This window comes from Williamsia muralis (genome assembly GCF_051487485.1).
Taxonomy (GTDB): domain Bacteria; phylum Actinomycetota; class Actinomycetes; order Mycobacteriales; family Mycobacteriaceae; genus Williamsia; species Williamsia muralis_B.
On the sequence record NZ_JAHVCV010000002.1, the window covers coordinates 306,761 to 323,593 of the forward strand.

At 65.0% G+C, this 16,833-nt stretch carries 17 protein-coding genes; 7 read left to right on the plus strand and 10 right to left on the minus strand.

Translation table 11 applies throughout. The features are described from left to right. Nucleotides 1–69: 69 nt before the first annotated feature. Complete coding sequence (gene glyA, locus KXR83_RS04690; protein ID WP_437423804.1) at nt 70–1,368, minus strand: serine hydroxymethyltransferase; 1,299 nt, start codon at nt 1,366–1,368, stop codon at nt 70–72. 99 nt (nt 1,369–1,467) lie between these two features. After that, a complete protein-coding gene (locus KXR83_RS04695; RefSeq protein ID WP_437423805.1) occupies nt 1,468–2,703 on the minus strand; it encodes a DUF885 domain-containing protein in 1,236 nt (411 codons plus the stop codon). A gap of 97 nt (nt 2,704–2,800) precedes the next feature. Between KXR83_RS04695 and coaA the strand changes: the two genes are divergently transcribed. After that, nucleotides 2,801–3,733 (plus strand): type I pantothenate kinase, encoded by a 933-nt coding sequence (coaA, locus tag KXR83_RS04700; RefSeq protein ID WP_023963057.1) that lies wholly within the window; start codon nt 2,801–2,803, stop codon nt 3,731–3,733. Between the two features lie 74 nt (nt 3,734–3,807). Here coaA and KXR83_RS04705 read toward each other — a convergent pair whose 3' ends face one another. Further along, nucleotides 3,808–4,590, minus strand: a complete 783-nt coding sequence (locus tag KXR83_RS04705; RefSeq protein WP_437423806.1) for an isoprenyl transferase — start codon at nt 4,588–4,590, stop codon at nt 3,808–3,810. A 103-nt stretch (nt 4,591–4,693) separates the two neighbouring features. Between KXR83_RS04705 and trhA the strand changes: the two genes are divergently transcribed. Then, nucleotides 4,694–5,320 (plus strand): PAQR family membrane homeostasis protein TrhA, encoded by a 627-nt coding sequence (gene trhA / locus KXR83_RS04710; protein WP_437424442.1) that lies wholly within the window; start codon nt 4,694–4,696, stop codon nt 5,318–5,320. A gap of 25 nt (nt 5,321–5,345) precedes the next feature. Here trhA and KXR83_RS04715 read toward each other — a convergent pair whose 3' ends face one another. Further along, the gene (locus tag KXR83_RS04715) at nt 5,346–6,425 is read right to left on the minus strand and encodes a 3-deoxy-7-phosphoheptulonate synthase (protein WP_437423807.1); all 1,080 of its coding nucleotides are present in this window, start codon (nt 6,423–6,425) and stop codon (nt 5,346–5,348) included. A gap of 257 nt (nt 6,426–6,682) precedes the next feature. Then, a complete protein-coding gene (locus tag KXR83_RS04720) occupies nt 6,683–7,129 on the minus strand; it encodes an Lrp/AsnC family transcriptional regulator (protein ID WP_031333588.1) in 447 nt (148 codons plus the stop codon). A 255-nt stretch (nt 7,130–7,384) separates the two neighbouring features. Between KXR83_RS04720 and rocD the strand changes: the two genes are divergently transcribed. Then, a complete protein-coding gene (gene rocD, locus KXR83_RS04725; RefSeq protein ID WP_437424443.1) occupies nt 7,385–8,620 on the plus strand; it encodes an ornithine--oxo-acid transaminase in 1,236 nt (411 codons plus the stop codon). Here the strand turns inward: rocD and KXR83_RS04730 are convergent. From KXR83_RS04730 to mca, 3 genes are read right to left on the minus strand one after another with little or no spacing between them, the layout of a single operon-like run. Further along, nucleotides 8,533–10,569 (minus strand): thioredoxin domain-containing protein, encoded by a 2,037-nt coding sequence (locus tag KXR83_RS04730; protein WP_437423808.1) that lies wholly within the window; start codon nt 10,567–10,569, stop codon nt 8,533–8,535. The two genes, rocD and KXR83_RS04730, sit on opposite strands and share 88 nt — an antisense overlap. Beyond that, nucleotides 10,541–10,795, minus strand: coding sequence for a hypothetical protein (locus tag KXR83_RS04735; RefSeq protein ID WP_023963047.1), 255 nt, complete (start codon nt 10,793–10,795; stop codon nt 10,541–10,543). The genes KXR83_RS04730 and KXR83_RS04735 overlap by 29 nt, the downstream gene beginning before the upstream one ends. Continuing rightward, nucleotides 10,792–11,664: a mycothiol conjugate amidase Mca gene (gene mca / locus KXR83_RS04740; protein ID WP_437424444.1), complete on the minus strand. Its 873-nt coding sequence runs from the start codon at nt 11,662–11,664 to the stop codon at nt 10,792–10,794. Before mca ends, KXR83_RS04735 begins: the two co-directional genes overlap by 4 nt. A gap of 129 nt (nt 11,665–11,793) precedes the next feature. Between mca and KXR83_RS04745 the strand changes: the two genes are divergently transcribed. The 4 genes from KXR83_RS04745 to KXR83_RS04760 all read left to right on the plus strand — a co-directional run bounded on the left by KXR83_RS04745 (nt 11,794) and on the right by KXR83_RS04760 (nt 14,092). Next, a complete protein-coding gene (locus tag KXR83_RS04745; RefSeq protein ID WP_062799928.1) occupies nt 11,794–12,222 on the plus strand; it encodes a DUF4307 domain-containing protein in 429 nt (142 codons plus the stop codon). A gap of 119 nt (nt 12,223–12,341) precedes the next feature. Further along, complete coding sequence (locus KXR83_RS04750; RefSeq protein ID WP_437423809.1) at nt 12,342–13,115, plus strand: queuosine precursor transporter; 774 nt, start codon at nt 12,342–12,344, stop codon at nt 13,113–13,115. Between the two features lie 96 nt (nt 13,116–13,211). After that, nucleotides 13,212–13,706 (plus strand): transcription elongation factor GreA, encoded by a 495-nt coding sequence (gene greA / locus KXR83_RS04755; protein WP_030170928.1) that lies wholly within the window; start codon nt 13,212–13,214, stop codon nt 13,704–13,706. A 131-nt stretch (nt 13,707–13,837) separates the two neighbouring features. Further along, complete coding sequence (locus KXR83_RS04760) at nt 13,838–14,092, plus strand: hypothetical protein (RefSeq protein ID WP_437423810.1); 255 nt, start codon at nt 13,838–13,840, stop codon at nt 14,090–14,092. A gap of 78 nt (nt 14,093–14,170) precedes the next feature. On the opposite strand, the gene KXR83_RS04765 is transcribed toward KXR83_RS04760, so the two are convergent. Together KXR83_RS04765 and KXR83_RS04770 are read right to left on the minus strand one after the other, a co-directional pair. After that, nucleotides 14,171–15,715: a 4Fe-4S binding protein gene (locus KXR83_RS04765; protein WP_437423811.1), complete on the minus strand. Its 1,545-nt coding sequence runs from the start codon at nt 15,713–15,715 to the stop codon at nt 14,171–14,173. A 2-nt stretch (nt 15,716–15,717) separates the two neighbouring features. Beyond that, on the minus strand, nt 15,718–16,719 hold the full coding sequence (locus KXR83_RS04770) for an AurF N-oxygenase family protein (RefSeq protein WP_437423812.1): 1,002 nt from the start codon (nt 16,717–16,719) through the stop codon (nt 15,718–15,720). Nucleotides 16,720–16,833: the final 114 nt, after the last annotated feature.

Genomic DNA, 16,833 nt, shown 5'->3' on the forward strand with positions numbered 1-16,833 from the left:
AGACTAGAGGCCGACCCGGGATATGCGAAATGCCCGGCGGGTCCGAAGCGCCAGCTCGGCCGTCGACGCTCAGCGTGTGGTGCTGAGCAGACCCCACTGCTCGAGGCCCTCGTACAGCGGGAAGTCGAGAGCGAGCTGGGACACCCGCTGACGCAGGGCGGTGACGTCGGCCGACTGACCACCGACAAGCGCGGACGCGATGATGTCGGCGACCTCGCGGAACTGATCCTCACCGAAACCCCGAGTCGCAAGTGCCGGGGTTCCGATGCGCAGACCGGAGGTGACCATCGGCGGGCGCGGGTCGAACGGCACGGCGTTGCGATTCACGGTGATCCCGACCTGGTGCAGCAGGTCCTCGGCCTGCTGACCGTCGAGGTTGCTGTTGCGCAGATCGACGAGCACGAGGTGCACGTCGGTACCACCGGTGAGGACCGATACGCCGACGTCGCTCACGTCCTTGGCGGTTAGCCGCTCGGCGAGCAGTTTCGCGCCCACCAGTGTGCGTTCCTGTCGTTCTTTGAAATCGTCGGTGGCGGCGATCTTCAAGGCCACGGCCTTCGCGGCGATCACGTGCATGAGCGGGCCGCCCTGCTGGCCGGGGAACACGGCCGAGTTCAGCTTCTTCGCCCATTCCTGCTTGGCGAGGATGATGCCCGACCGCGGGCCGCCGAGAGTCTTGTGGACCGTGGACGACACCACATCGGCATACGGCACGGGTGACGGGTGCAGACCCGAGGCGACCAAACCGGCGAAGTGGGCCATGTCGACCCACAGGTGGGCACCGACCTCGTCGGCGATGGACCGGAAGGCCTCGAAATCGAGGGTTCGGGGATAGGCCGACCAACCGGCGACGATCACCTTCGGCTTGGTGTCGAGGGCGATCTTGCGCACCTCGTCCATGTCCACCCGGAAGTCCTCTTTGCTCACGCCGTAGAAAGCGTTCTCGTAGAGCTTGCCGGAGAAGTTCAGCCGCATGCCGTGGGTGAGGTGGCCACCATGGGCGAGGTCGAGTCCGAGCAGCGTCTCGCCGGGTTCCATCAGGGCGGCCAGCACCGCAGCGTTGGCCTGAGCACCCGAATGTGGCTGCACATTGGCGAACTCGGCACCGAACAGTTCTTTGGCCCGGTTGCGGGCGATGTCCTCGACGACGTCGACGTATTCGCATCCGCCGTAGTACCGGCGACCCGGGTAGCCCTCGGCGTACTTGTTGGTGAGCACACTGCCCTGCGCCTGTAGCACCGCGCGCGGCACGAAGTTCTCCGACGCGATCATCTCGAGGGTGTCCCGCTGACGGGTCAGCTCCCCGTTCATCGCGGCCGCCACATCCGGATCTAGCTCAGCCAGGGATGCGGTGTTGACGTCGGTCATTGTTCTCCTTGGGCGCGCGAAGCAGCGTAAGAGGTGGTAAGTACTCGTCAGCCAGTCTAGGAGACGGGTCCGACGTGGTGAAAACTGCGCCTGAGCCGATCAGCTCTGGAATGCGAGTTCGGCGCGCAGCGCCGCCGGGGTGAGGGGTTCGTCGAGCAACCGGCCGAACCGGGCGAGGTGGTCACCGGCAGGTACCGAAGTGTCGGCGCCGTCCGCGACGCCGGCTTCGAGCCACGTCTGCAGCAGCCGATACCCCTCGACATAGGTGCTGATGTACGCGCGCCACAGGGGCGACGACAGGAAACGCAGCATCTGCCTGGCCCGCTCGTCTGTCGCCAGCAACCATTGCCGCAGGTACGCCGCAACGGTGTCGTGGTCGGCACCTCTGTCGTGCAGCAGGAGCGCCGCGTCCTGGCGAACACCGAGCAGTCCCCCGGTGGCCTTCCCGATCGCCTCGGCGCGCCTGCCGTCGAAGCGCAGCCCGAGGTCGGCGTAGATCTCCTGCGCCCACGTACCCCAGTCGGGACCGACCGCGGCGACCAGCGCGTGGTCGGCCAGCCCCTCGGCCATGAGGCATTGGGGCGTGTTCACGAGAAAGATCGTCTGCTCGATTTCTCCCCCGCCGACCAGTATCTGCTCTTTGCGGCAATGTTCGGTGTGGTGTCCCGGATAGGCCTCGTGCGCGATCAGGTGTGGCAGCGACGACATGTACTGCGTGAGGTCGCCGTTGATGGCGACGCGGGACCGATAGTCACCCAGGTAATAGTTGAAACCAGACCACGGTTTGTCCGCGACGACCTCGAAATCGACGACCTCGGTGTCCGGCAAGGTGTAGGTGCCGCGCACCTTGTCGCGCAGGGCGCTGCTGAAGGCCGAGACCGCATCGGCGATCTTGTCGGCTGGGATCTCCTCGGAGCGGCGATGCGCGGCGTAACGATCCGCGAGGTCACCACTGCCAGGAAGGAGCGCGTCGAGATCCAGGTGAGCCTGCCGATAGAGCTCGGGTTTGCCCATCTCGATGTCGACGTCGAAGTAATTGCGCACCTCGTCGACAAAAGTGATCTCGTCGCCGGCGAACTTCCGGGCGGAGCATTCGAGCGCGCGCAAAGCAGAGGTCAGGAACTGGACACGCTGAGGAGGCAGGCCCGCACCGCCCACGTCGGCCCGCAGGCTCGCGGCTCGGCGCGCCAGTTCCCTGGGGTCGGGGGCTGCGCCGTTCTCGACCTCTCGACGAAGGGCCGGATCGCCCGTGAAGGCATCGACAAAGCCCGGTTCGAGCCGATCGAAAGCCAGCCCGAGCCGCAGATACTGCTCGACGACCGCATTGGTGTGCATGGGTTCAAACGGTACCGAAACCACCCCGAAGTCACCTGCCTGCCAGGCGTTCGCAAGACTGATGACATGCCATGGGTCCCACGGATCGATTGTTGACGTGTCGCGAATGACCGAGCCGAGTCCGTACATCGAACTCGACCGCAGGCAATGGCGCGACCTTCGCCAGTCGATGCCCATGGTGTTGACCGAGGGTGAACTGCGCGACCTGCGAGGGCTCGGTGAGCAGATCGACCTCACCGAAGTCGCCGACGTCTACCTGCCGCTGTCCCGTTTGATCCACCTCCAGGTCGCCGCCCGGCAACGGCTGTTCGCGGCCACCGCGACATTCCTCGGCGAGCGGCAGCCCGAACGCCAGGTGCCCTTCATCATCGGGGTCGCCGGCAGTGTGGCCGTCGGCAAGTCGACCACCGCGCGTGTGCTCCAGGCGTTGCTGGCGCGGTGGGAAAGTCATCCGAAGGTCGACCTGGTGACCACGGACGGATTCCTCTACCCCACCGCCGAACTCGAACGTCGCGGAATCATGCACCGCAAGGGTTTCCCGGAATCGTACGACCGCCGCGCTCTGCTCCGATTCGTCACCGAGGTCAAATCAGGGGCCGCCGATGTCTCGGCGCCGGTGTACTCCCACCTCACCTACGACATCGTCCGCGACACGAAACACCATGTGCAACAACCGGACATCCTCATCGTCGAGGGGCTGAACGTACTGCAAACCGGGTCACGGCTGATGGTGTCGGACCTCTTCGACTTCTCGATCTACGTCGATGCCCGTATCGAGGACATCGAGGACTGGTACATCCATCGCTTCCTCGCGATGCGCACCACTGCATTCGCCGATCCACATTCGCATTTCCACCACTACTCGTCGCTGACCGACGAACAGGCCACCCTTGCCGCCCGGGACATCTGGAACGGGATCAACCGGCCGAACCTCGTGGAGAACATTCTCCCGACCCGGCCGCGAGCCACTCTTGTACTCCGCAAAGACGCCGATCACGCCATCAATCGCGTGCGCTTGCGCAAGATCTGACGCCCGACGCCGACCTGGCTGAGGTCACTTGCCGAAGCGTCGGCTGAGATCACTTGCCGAAGCGTCGGCTGAGATCACTTGCCGAAGCGTCGGCTGCGGGCGGCGTAATCCCGCAGTGCGCGCAGGAAGTCCACACGCCGGAACGCCGGCCAGTAGGCGTCGGTGAACCAGATCTCCGAATAAGCGCTCTGCCACAGGAGGAACCCCGAGAGCCGTTGCTCCCCCGAGGTTCTGATCACCAGATCGGGATCAGGCTGGCCGCGGGTGTAGAGGTTCTGGTCGATGGCTTCCACCGTCACGGCGTCGATGAGCTGATCGGGTGAGTCGCCCGCCGCGATGCGGTCGGCCAGCAGGGACCGGACGGAATCGACGATCTCCTGGCGGCCGCCGTAGCCGACGGCGACGTTGACATTGGGTCCGGTACGTCCGGAGGACTGTTGCTGCGCCGCCTTCAGTCGCGCGGAGACCTGATCGGGCAACTGGTCGAGCGCGCCGACTATCTGCACCCGCCATGGCTGGCCCGGCGCCGAGATCTCCTCGACGATGTCGGGCACGATCTGCAGCAGCTCGCCGAGCTCGGCCGAATCGCGACTCAGGTTCTCCGTGGAGAGCAGGTAGATGGTGACGGTCTCGATGCCGAGTTCGCTGCACCACCGGAGAACCTCGGCGATCTTCTGCGCCCCGACCCGGTGCCCGTGGTTGACGTCCTCGAACCCGGCTTCGCGAGCCCACCGCCGATTGCCATCGCAGATGATCGCGATGTGCCGGGGGTTCTGCGACGGATCCAGATAGTGAGTCAGCCGACGTTCGTAGACCCGGTACATGGGTCCGCGCATGGTGTCGGGGATGAGCTTCACCCGCTACACCTTACGCGGCAGCGATGGAGGTCAGCCCGAACCTTCGGTACCGTAAGTTGTGATCGATTCCGAACTGGCGCTGCTGGCCGAGCTCAAGCCCCGAATGCGCGGTTGGATCCACCTCTACGCCGGCTTCGTCGCCATAGTCACCGGACTTGTTCTGGTCACCGTGGCGTGGGCTCTGATCGGCCCGATGGCCGCGCTGGCGTGCGGGATCTACGCGTTGACCGTCTGTGGTCTGTTCGGCGTCAGTGCCACCTATCACCGGGTCGATTGGACTTCCGATACCGCCAAGCTCTGGATGAAGCGGGCCGATCATTCGATGATCTTCATCTTCATCGCAGGCAGCTACACCCCGTTTTGCGTGATGGGCCTCGAACCTCCCGAACAGGTCGCCGTTCTCGTCGTCGTGTGGTCCGGCGCGCTCGCGGGCGTCACCCTCAAAGTTCTCTGGCCGCAGGCGCCCCGTTGGCTCGGGGTCCCGCTCTACATTCTGCTGGGCTGGACCATCGTCGCGGTCATCCCCGAGTTGATCGACTCGGTCGGCGTGGCCGTCGTTGCGCTCTTGGCGGTCGGGGGCTTGTTCTACACGATCGGGGGCGTTCTGTACGCAACCCGTTGGCCAGACCCTTGGCCGACCACATTCGGCCACCATGAGTTCTTCCACGCCTGCACGGTCATTGCCGCGATCGTGCACTACATCGCCGTGTGGCTGGTCCTGTTCGAATAGGTCATCGACCAGCCACCCGCTGCGGTCAGACCCGCGTCTTGGCCGCCGAAAGCGCCTGCATCACAGTCACCGTCGCATCCCAGTCCATGCACTTGTCGGTGACCGACTGTCCGTAGGTGAGGGGCTCGGCGTCCGGAGCCTGGGCACCGGCGACGAGGAAGCTCTCCAGCATGACCCCGCTGATCCCGCGCTGACCGCTCGCGATCATCGCGGCGACCTCGGTGGCAACCTCCGCCTGCCGGATGTGGTCCTTACCGGAATTGGCATGGGAGCAGTCGATCATGACGAGTTCGGGAAGACCCGCCTTGGCGAGCGACGCCAGTGCCCCGTCCACCGAGCCGACGTCGAAGTTCGGACCCGCGGTGCCGCCGCGCAAGATGATGTGGCAGTCCGTGTTTCCCTCGGTCTCCACGATCGCACCGCGACCGAAGTCATCGACTCCGAAGAAGACGTGCTGCGCAGCAGCGGCTTTCACACCGTCTACGGCCACCTGGACGTTCCCGTCCGTTCCGTTCTTGAAGCCGATCGGCATCGACAGGCCGGAGGCCAGCTGCCGGTGGACCTGCGACTCCGTTGTCCGGGCGCCGATCGCGCCCCACGCCACCGCATCTGCGATGTATTGCGGGCTGGTGGGTTCGAGGAACTCACAACCGACGGGCAGGCCGAGATCGATGAGGTCGAGCAACAGGCCGCGGGCGACGCGCAGTCCGCGTTCCACATCGAAACTGCCATCCATGCCGGGGTCGTTGATGAGGCCCTTCCACCCGACCGTTGTCCGCGGCTTCTCGAAGTACACCCGCATCACGATCTTCAGTCGATCGGCGTGTTCGGCAGCGATGGGTGCCAGCCGGCGTGCGTAGTCGATCGCGGCAACCGGGTCATGCACCGAGCACGGCCCGACGATGACAAGCAGCCGATCGTCGCGACCCGCCAGGATGTCGGCGATCTCGTCGCGGTCGCGTTGCACCACTTCGGCCCGACGGCCGGTCAGCGGCAGTTCGGCGCGCACGGTGTCGGGTGAAGGGATCTCGCGCAGCGCGCGGATCCTGCGGTCCGAGGTGTTGGGACCGGACAACGTTCCGTGTCCGTGGAGTCCGCTGGTCATGTTGTGTGCCTTCCTGATTCGAAGGGCACCATCACCTGTTGACCGGTGCCCTGACAAAGAAAAAAGCAGCGACCAAAGGTGGTCACTGCTCGGGGCTCCGGGTGTGTGGACGCGTCAGCGTAGCGCTGTATCGGCGGCTCCACCCGGAGCCTCGATAAAGCGCCAATACACGCGCGCACTGATGTTCACGTCGGCCAAAGTAGCACGGGAATGCCGCGGTGCCCAATGTCGCATGTCAGGCGCCGTCTCCGGAGCGATCAGGGCCGGCCGCGGTCGATCACTCGTGACAGCACGATGATGCTCTCGGAGTGGTCCACCGTTTCTGCCGAGCGGATCCGTTCGAGCGCTTCCTCGAGATGCTGGACGTCGCGGGCCACCACACGCAGGATCGCGTCGGCCTTGCCCGTCACCGTCGCGGCGCTGACCACCTCGGTGATGTGCTCCCACGACCGCGCCAGGATGTCCGGGGCGACGGTTCCGCGGCAGAAGACCTGCACGTACGCCTCGGTTGTCCACTGCAGTGCCGCAGGGTCGGTCACAACGGTGAAACCCCGGATCACACCGGACGACACCAGCCGGTCGACCCGGCGTTTCACCGCCGGTGCCGACAACCGGACCTGCTCACCGATCTGGGCGTAGGTCTGTCGTGCGTCCTTGGTCAGACAACCCAGGATCGCCTCGTCGAGATTGTCCAACACAGCCAGTCGTCACTTCCCACTTGATGGTCCGCTGACCCGACGCAACGGATCACCCTATTTTGCCAGATCGGACAACAGATGCGCTCTCTGTGCGCAATGCACGAGCATTGCTTGCGTCAAACGGTGTCCCTACCCTTGATGGATGAAGCTTTCCTGCTCACGTTTGTCGCCGCTCGGTCCGGCCCTGAGCAGATGACCCTCGACACCGACGTCCCCTCGCCGATCCCCCGTCCCGGACTCGCCGCTGCCGACCACATCGCGATGGCCGCACGCCATGTCCCCCACAACTATTCGCCCCTGCCGGTGGTCGCCGCCTCGGCACAGGGCGCCTGGATCACCGATGTCGCGGGCGAGCGATACCTCGATTGCCTCGCAGGTTATTCAGCGCTCAACTTCGGCCATCGCAACCCTGAGATCCTTGCCGCGCTGGCCGATCAGCTCACACGCGTGACGCTCACGAGTCGTGCGTTCCACTCGGACCGGCTCGGCCCCTTCTGCCGCGATCTTGCCGACCTGTGCGGCAAGGACATGGCCCTGCCCATGAACACCGGTGCCGAAGCCGTCGAATCAGCCATCAAGGTCGCCCGCAAATGGGGCACCGACGTCAAGGGCGTACCCGCCGAGACAGCCTCGATCGTGGTGGCCGGCGGGAACTTCCACGGGCGGACCACCACGATCGTGAGCTTCTCCGACGACGAGACCGCACGCCGCGGCTTCGGCCCTTTCACGCCGGGATTTTGTACCGTCCCCTTCGGCGACGCCGAGTCCTTGGCCGCAGCCATCGACGACACCACCGTCGCGGTCCTGCTCGAGCCGATCCAGGGCGAGGCGGGCATCATCGTTCCACCGCCCGACTACCTGCCGACGGTTCGCCGGATCTGTTCGGAGACAAACGTTCTGCTCATCCTCGACGAGATACAGTCCGGCCTGGGACGAACAGGGAAGACCTTCGCCTCCGACCACTGGCAGGTGGTCCCCGATCTCTACGTTCTGGGCAAAGCGCTCGGCGGGGGCGTCCTGCCCGTCTCGGCGGTGGTGGCCGACAGCTCGGTGCTGGGGGTGCTGCACCCGGGAGAGCACGGCTCCACATTCGGCGGCAATCCGCTTGCCGCAGCGGTGGGTTCGGCTGTGGTGGGCATGCTCGAAACCGGCTACTGGCAAGACCGCGCCGCCCTACTGGGAGACCATCTTCATCACCGGTTACACGAGTTGAGCACCAAGGGCCTCACCGGCATTCGCGGCGTCGGGCTGTGGGCCGGCATCGATGTGGACCCTGCTCTGGGAACGGGCAAGGAACTGAGCACCGCACTGGCCCAGAGGGGTGTGCTGGTGAAGGACACCCATGGATCGACTTTGCGCTTCGCCCCACCCATCGTCATCACGGTCGACGAGATCGATTGGGCGATGGATCAATTCGCGGACGTACTGGCCAGCTGCTCCGCCAGCGCCTCCACCGAGGTCACCGGTAGGCCGCACACCGACCCACGACACACATAGGCGGCGGCCCTGCCGTCCACGGGTGGTCGCCCCTCGAGCAGGGGCGCCGAGTCGAGTGTTCCTCCCACCACCACGGTGCCGCCTGGAGCGAGAACGCGCGCCCGGGCCAGCAGTTCGCTCGGCTCGGTGTCCGTCTGCGCCACCGCTATCTGCACCGGGCCTGCAACCGCTGCGGACGACACCGCCAGCCAATGTCCGGCCGATCGCGGCAACTTGGCCAGCAGTACGCCTCCACGTGCCAACGTTGCATCTGCGAGAGCGGCATACTCACCCGATCCACGAGGGCGTTGCACCGGCGACAACGGGGCCGCGGTCAGAAGCGCTTCGGCGATCAGCGAGGTGCCCGCGGGGGTCGCGCCGTCGATCGGATCGCGCGGTCGGGTCAGCAACCCCTCGGCGTCGACGCCTGCATCGAACCACGAACCGGTCGCTTCCGGGTCCGAGAACAGGTCGATGGTGGTGTCGAGCACGTCGAGTCCGGCATCGAGCCAACGCCTTTCGCCGGTGACCTGATGTAGTGCCAGCAGAGCGGTCACCAGCGCCGCATGATCGTCGAGGACGGCCAGCGGGGCACCCGCATGCCCATCGAGCGAGGAGCGTCTGAGCCGCCCGTCGATGATGTGGCGCTGCAACAGCTCGTCGGCGCACCAAGACGCCAGCTCCAACCAGTCCGGCCGGTTCAGTCCGGCGCCCGCTTCGACGAGCGCCGTGATGGCCATGGCGTTCCACGCCGTGACCACCTTGCCGTCACGCGCCGGTTGCGGGCGTTCGGCCCGTGCCGCCGAGAGGCGCTCTCGCACCGAACGGTATCGATCGACATCGTCGGGGTCGTGCCGCAGTTGCAGCGTGGACGCCCCCTCTTCGAAGGTTCCGGTGGGCGTCACGGTGAACAAGTCGGCGGCCCAGGCACCGTCGTCGGCCCCCAGAACCTCTGCGAGTTGCGCCGGCGTCCACACGTAGGTGAGCCCCTCGACGCCATCGGTATCGGCATCGAGGGCGGAAGCAAAACCACCGATGACTTTGAGGTCGGCTTCGAGGAAGGCAACCGTCTCCTCGGTCACCCTTTGCGCCAACGGATCCGAGGTGATGCGCGCCAGATGCGCGTACACCCGCAGCAATTGCGCGTTGTCGTAGAGCATCTTCTCGAAATGCGGGACCACCCAGTTCTGGTCCACCGAATATCGCGCAAAGCCGCCACCGAGTTGGTCATAGATACCGCCCCGGGCCATCACCGACGCGGTACGCACAGCAGCGTCGAGCGCCCGGTGGTCACCGGACCTCTCGGTCTCACGGATCAGCCCTTCGAGCAGAGCGGACGGCGGAAACTTGGGTGCTCCACCGAATCCACCGTAGGTGTGGTCCTCGTCCTCGAGGATCGTGGTCACCGCATGGTCGAGCAGCTCCAGATCGATGGGGACCTGAGCTTCGGGAAGGCCGGAAGCATTGGCCTGCAACTGATCTACGACGGCAGAACCGACACGGTCGATCTCGTCACGCTTGTGTTCCCACGTCTGGGTGATCGCCTCGAGCAGTTGGACAAACGACGGCATACCGCGACCTGGCCGTGGCGGGAAATAGGTGCCGCAGTAAAAGGGACGGCCATCGGGAGTCAGGAAGCAGGTCATCGGCCACCCGCCCTGTCCTGTCATCGCGACGGTGGCGTTCATGTAGATCGCGTCGATGTCGGGGCGTTCTTCACGGTCTACCTTGATGCACACGAAGTTCGCGTTCATCACTGCCGCGGTGTTGTTGTCCTCGAACGACTCATGCGCCATGACATGACACCAGTGACAGGCCGCGTAACCGACCGAGAGGAGGATCGGCACGTCACGTTCGCGCGCCCAGGCGAGCGCGTCGGCGCTCCACTGTTGCCAGTGGACCGGGTTGTCGGCGTGCTGACGGAGGTAGGGACTGGTCGCCTCAGCGAGGCTGTTGGTGTCTCGGGTCAAGGTCGGTCCCGTCGTCGGCGGCCTGGTCGGCCTCAGGATGGTCCCGCTCGAACTTCTTGGGCAGGTTGCGGATGTGCCGGTTCATGGACCAGATCAGGAAAACGGTCCCCACCAGCAGCAACAAGATGACCAAGAGGCCGAGCGGCGACGCCTTGCCGAACTCGGGACCCTCCGTCTTGGCCAACACATCGGTGAGCTGCGCCGCAGCGTACGCAGTGGCACTCATGACGCCTCACCTTCACTTGCATCGGGTTCGATACCCGCGAACAGGTCGGTCTCGGGGATTGCGGTCTTGACCCTGGTCTTCGCCAACTCGAACTCCTCGGTCGGCCACAGCCGGAGCTGCCAGTCCATCGGGACCGCGAAGAACACGCCGTTCGGGTCGATCTGCGTGGCGTGCGCCCGGAGAGCCTCGTCGCGCTGCGGGAAGTACTCGCCACATGTCACCTGGGTGGTCACGCGGCCCATCAGGTTGCCGCGTTCGGGATCCCATTTGGAGAGCCACTCCTTGAAGGGGCTCTCCTTGCCGATCTTGGCGTACTCATCGGAGAACAACACCATCCGGTCGCGGATGAAGCCGTGCGTGTAGTAGATCTTGGACACCGTCCACGGTTCGCCGGCGTCAGGGAACCGGTCCGGGTCGCCCGCCGTCTCGTACGCCGCCATCGACACCTCGTGGCACCGGATGTGGTCGGGATGGGGATATCCGCCGAGTTCGTCGTAGGTGATCATCACGTGCGGTTTGAAATCCCGGATCACCCGTACCAACGCCTCGGTGGCCTCGTCGAGTGGGACCGTGGCAAACGAGCCCTCCGGCACCGGTGGCAGCGGGTCACCTTCGGGCAACCCCGAGTCGACGAACCCGAGCCAGGTCTGCTGCACACCGAGGGCTGCGGCAGCCTTGGCCATCTCCTCACGACGGACATCCGGCATCCGGTCCTTGATGCCCGGCAGGTCCATCGCCGGGTTCAAGATGTCCCCGCGCTCGCCACCGGTGAGCGTCACCACCAGAACGTCGTGGCCCTCGGCCGCGTACTTGGCCATGGTGGCCGCACCCTTGCTGGACTCGTCGTCAGGGTGCGCATGCACCGCCATGAGTCGTAGTCCACCCACGCGTAGTCCTCACCTTCACACCGTCGTCAATCGCTTGTCCATACTCCCACCGCACCCCGGGCTCGCGCCGCGCCGGTCTCGGTTCTGCCACTCCATGGTAGGTATGAACCCATGACCAGCGCCCGCAGCCTCCCGCAGGGCCGCTATCCGGCCGAACGCACACCTCGATCACGCAGACGCTGGTTCCTGGCGCTCACCGGCCTGGTGATCATCATCGGCGTGGTGATCGCCTGGCTCGCCTACCAGCGGTTCGCCGATCCGGAGATCTCCGGCGAAGCCACCGGATACGACATCCTCGACGACACCTCGGTGGAGGTGAAGTTCACCGTCAACCGCAAGGACCCGACCGTCCCGGCCACGTGCGTGGTGCGGGCCAGATCCAAGGACGGGTCCGAGACCGGGCGCCGCGAGGTGTACGTCCCGGCGTCCGAGGACCCCCGGCTCCCGATGTCGGCAGTGGTCCGCACCTCTGCCCCTCCCGCGGTCGGCGAGGTCTACGGATGCAGTGACACCGTGCCGCCGTACCTCGTGGCCCCCTGACTTCTCCGTAGTACGCACTCCCCTGTGCCTCGCGCACCGGTTCACACCGATGCGCGGCGCTCAGCCCAGCGCCTGACCGACGAACCGGCCGGCCCGGACGTGCCCCATAATCGGCACCCATGACACCAACAACACAGTCTGGGCAGCCGGACCCGCTCACCGCCAAGGGAACGGGCCCGGCGTTCGCCACCATCACCAGTCACTACTTCCCCACGCTCGTCGGACTCTTCGTCGGCGTGATGATGATCAGCAACATCACCGGCACCAAAGGTGTGGTGTTGTTCACCGACCTCCACTTCGACTTCGGGCCGCTGTCCATGGACGGCCTGGTCACCGACGGAGCGTTCTACCTCTTCCCCCTCGCCTACGTGCTGGGCGACGTGATCAGTGAGGTGTACGGCTTCAAGGCGATGCGCCGCACGATCCTCACCGGTTTCGCCGTACTCCTGATCGCTTCCCTGTGCTTCTGGCTCACCGTCCACCTGCCGGCTGCCGACTTCTACGACGGCCAAGAATCCTTCGAGACCGTGGCGGGGGTGGTTCCGCAATTCCTCGCCGCCGGACTCGCCGGATATGTCGTGGGTGAATTCCTCAATTCCTGGGTTCTCGTGAAGATGAAAGAGCGCTCGGGAGAAAAACGTTTGTGGGCCCGGCTTTTCAGTTCCACCGTGGTCGGCGAATTCTTCGACACCCTGGTTTTCTGTTCCATCGCAGCGTCGGCCCTGGGCATCTCGACCTGGTCCGACTTCATCAACTACACCCTCATCGGATTCGTGTGGAAAACCCTGGTCGAGCTGGCCATCATGCCGCTGACGTACCTGGTGGTCGGGTGGCTCAAGAGCCGTGAACCCAGCTACCGCACGGCCCTCGCCCAGCAGGGCACAATTCGATAAGAATTCGAGCCGTGTCCATATGTCCTGCTACTCTTGGCTGATACACGGTCCCGAGAGGGGCCGTGTTGCTGTATTTAACGAGAGGGAGTGACGAGCATGACCGACACCGAGGTGACCTGGCTTACCCAGGAGTCCCATGATCGGCTCAAAGAGGAGCTCGACGCCCTCATCGCGAATCGTCCGGTGATTGCCGCCGAGATCAACGAGCGCCGCGAAGAGGGTGACCTCAAGGAGAACGGTGGCTACCACGCCGCCCGCGACGAGCAGGGTCAGCAAGAGGCCCGCATCCGTCAGCTCCAGGAGTTGCTCAACACCGCCAAGGTCGGCGAGACGCCGACCCAGTCCGGGGTGGCACTGCCCGGTTCCGTGGTGAAGGTGTACTACGACGGCGACGAGAACGACACCGAGACCTTCTTGATCGCGACCCGCGAACAGGGTTCGTCCGACGAGAAGCTCGAGGTCTATTCACCGAAGTCGCCATTGGGCGGCGCGTTGATCGACGCCAAGGTCGGCGAGACCCGTAAGTACACCGTGCCCAGCGGGGCCACCATCTCGGTGACCCTGGTGAGCGCGGAGCCGTACCACGCCTGAGCAAGCACTCGAGTGCCCTATCGGGGCGTCCGCGATGGACGTCGCCGGTAGGGCATTTTTGTGTGCAGGCCACCGACACCGGCCGGGCCACCCGATGTGTCGAACGGCTGCAGTTCGGGTACTCGGGCGCCATGTCTGAAGAAGTCAGCGCCACAGCCCGTCAGATCGCCCACTTCGCGGGAGAGCATCCCGACTACGACGCCATCGCGTTCGACAACGACGGCAAGATCATCGACTGGCAGCAGAACGACAAGTGGGCCAACGGTTCCCACGAAGGCGAGCGTATCTACGTCGTCCAGGGCGGCGCCACGACTCCACAGGTCGTTCAGGATGTCTTGGACAAGACCGGGGCGCAGCGTGATTCCGCCTCCGACGTGACCACCTGAAGGCGGTTGCGAGCCTGTAGTTGTTCTGTTGAGTTGCCCGCTGCCGACTTTCGAACAGGAGACGGATAGGACGGTTGCTCAGTGGGCCGACAGGCGCTTACGACGGCTCTTCTTCGCCGGTCCGTCCAGTCGGCCGGCTTCGAGATCTTCTCGTAGACGGGCAACGGTCTCGGCCGAGTCCGATTTGTTCGTGCCGATGAAACCGGAGGGGCCACGCTTGATCCATCCGGTCACGTATAGGCCGGGAATCGGGCCCGCCGACGTGACAACTCTGCCCTGCTCGTTCGGGATGACTCCGCGCACAGGGTCGAACGGCAAGCCGGGAACCTCCACGCCTCGGTATCCGATGGACGTGAGAACCACTCCGGCGGCGACGGTTTCGACCTGACCGGTCGGCTCGATTCCACCCCTCTGCGAATCGAGCCGATTGATCCCGAATGTGACGCCGTCGAGCATCCCGGCCGCGTCACACTCGAAGCGTTCGGGCGAGCGGAGAAACGCGAGCCTGATGCTCGGTCCCGTGCGACGGGGACGACCTGCCAGCTCGGCCAGCAGTTGCAGCTTGGCGGCCGCAGTCGGGTCGGTTGGCGCACTTGCGTTCACAGCGTCGAGCGCGCCGGGGTCGAGTGTGATGTCGACACCCCCGTCGGCCAGTCCGATCAGTTCGGGGAGGGTGAAGGCGGCGCCATCGGGACCACGGCGCGCGGCGACGACGATCTCTTCGACCTTCGACGAACGCAACGCCTCGAGCGCGGTCCGTGAGATGGATGTCGCAGCGAGGCGCTGCGGGTCGGTCGCGAGGATGCGTGCGACGTCGAGAGCCACGTTGCCGTTGCCGATGATCACCACCCGCCTCGACGAGAGGTCGAATCGACGGTCGGCGAAGTCGGGGTGCCCGTTGTACCAGCCGACGAACTCTGTCGCGCTGGCCACACCGGGCAGATCCGCACCGGGAACCTGGAGCCGCCGGTCGGTGCCGGCTCCCCCGGCATAGATCACGGCGTGGTTGTCCCGCTGCAGTTCGTCCAAGGTGATGTCGCGACCGAGTTCGCTGCCGAGAAGGATGTCGAGCCGATCGTCTCGCGCGATCTCGTCGAAGAGCGCCATCACCTTGCGCGTCGAGAGATGATCGGGCGCAACGCCGTAACGGGCGAGACCGAACGGTTTGTCCAGTCTCTCGTGGATGGTGACGCTCACGTTCGGGTACCGGAGCAGTTCGTCGGCGGCATACATCGCAGACGGGCCTGAACCGACGATTGCCACGCGCACCGGTTCCCCGCCGGGCGACGCCATCGGCTTGGGCTTCGAGATGGGCGCCAAGGGCAGGCGCAGTCCCGGGTCCACCGGGAATCGGACCGCCGGGGTTGCCGCCTCGGAGTAGTGGTCGGCGTTGATGGCGGGATAGCGTTCGTGCGCGGGCTCGATCCGGTTGCCCGGAACGATCGCGCCCACCGGGCAGGCGCTCACGCATGCACCACAGTCCACGCACGTGGCCGGGTCGATGTACAGCATCTCCGACGTGAGGAAATCGGGCTCATCCGGAGTCGGATGGATGCAGTTGACCGGGCACGCGTAGACGCACGACGCATCGGCGCAACACGCCTGCGTCACCACATGGGGCACTCTCAGGCCGCCGTGTACGTCGGTTCGCTGCGATAGCGCGAAGGACGTCCGCCGATGCCGAGCAGTCGCCACAACACACGCGACACCGGGTTCATCAGGCCACACTGCTCTCCGAGCATCCGGACATCACCGAAGACGTTCCGGAGGAACTGCTTGGAGCTCTCCGACTTCCAGAAGATGTCCTTCATGACCTCGCGCGGGATGTCGAAGTCGCGCTCGAAAGACTTGGGTGGCACGGTGATCGCCCCGCACAACACCCGCATGACGATCGGCAGCATCAGCGACAGGAGAAAGCGCTGCACCCAGGACTTGCGGGGCACCGTTTCGCGCAGCAGGTGGTGGGCGAAGGAGATGTGCCGGGCTTCCTCGGCGACGTGCAGTTGCATCACGGCCATCATGGTCGGGTGCATCTCGTCGCGATTGCGCAGGAAGTCCTTCTGGATGTGATCGATGGGCTCTTCGCCACCGAGCACCCCGAAGTAGAAGATCGTCGGAAAGATGGTGGAGGCCAACGGGACCAGGGGCGAGATCAACCGGTAGCCGAGCTTGGCGCCGGGAACGTCCACCCCGGTGCGGTTGATGAACTCCTGGAACATCAGGGTGTGGTTGCACTCCTCTTTGGCCTCGTGAGTCGTGTAACGAAACTCTTTGGCGGCGTTGGGGAGTTTGAAGCTGTACTGCATCAGACCGCGGATCAGGACGGACTCGAACTGAAGGCCCACCTTGGCAACGTTGGCCTGACGCCACATGCCGATCTTGATCTGCTTCTCGAGAGGCTGTTGCTGATACCAGGGGTGCCTGCCGATCGGGTCGACGACCTTGGACAGCACCCACCGCGGGTCGTTGTCGGTGATCGCCATGTGCGGCGCGTCCCAGTCGATGTCCAGATACGGGTCGAAGTTCCTGTGCACCGAAGCGCTGGACAGGTCGTCGAGGACCTGGCCGTAGTCGTGCCCATCGGTGTCGCGGGTGTGTTCCGGGACGTACTTCAGCGCTTTCGTCAAAACGACTCTCCTGGCCTGTGCAACGTGTTCCAGACGACGCTAGGGGGTATGCCCTAGCTTGTCAACGCCCGTTGTCATAAATCAACCACGATTGGCACACCCCACAATGTCATC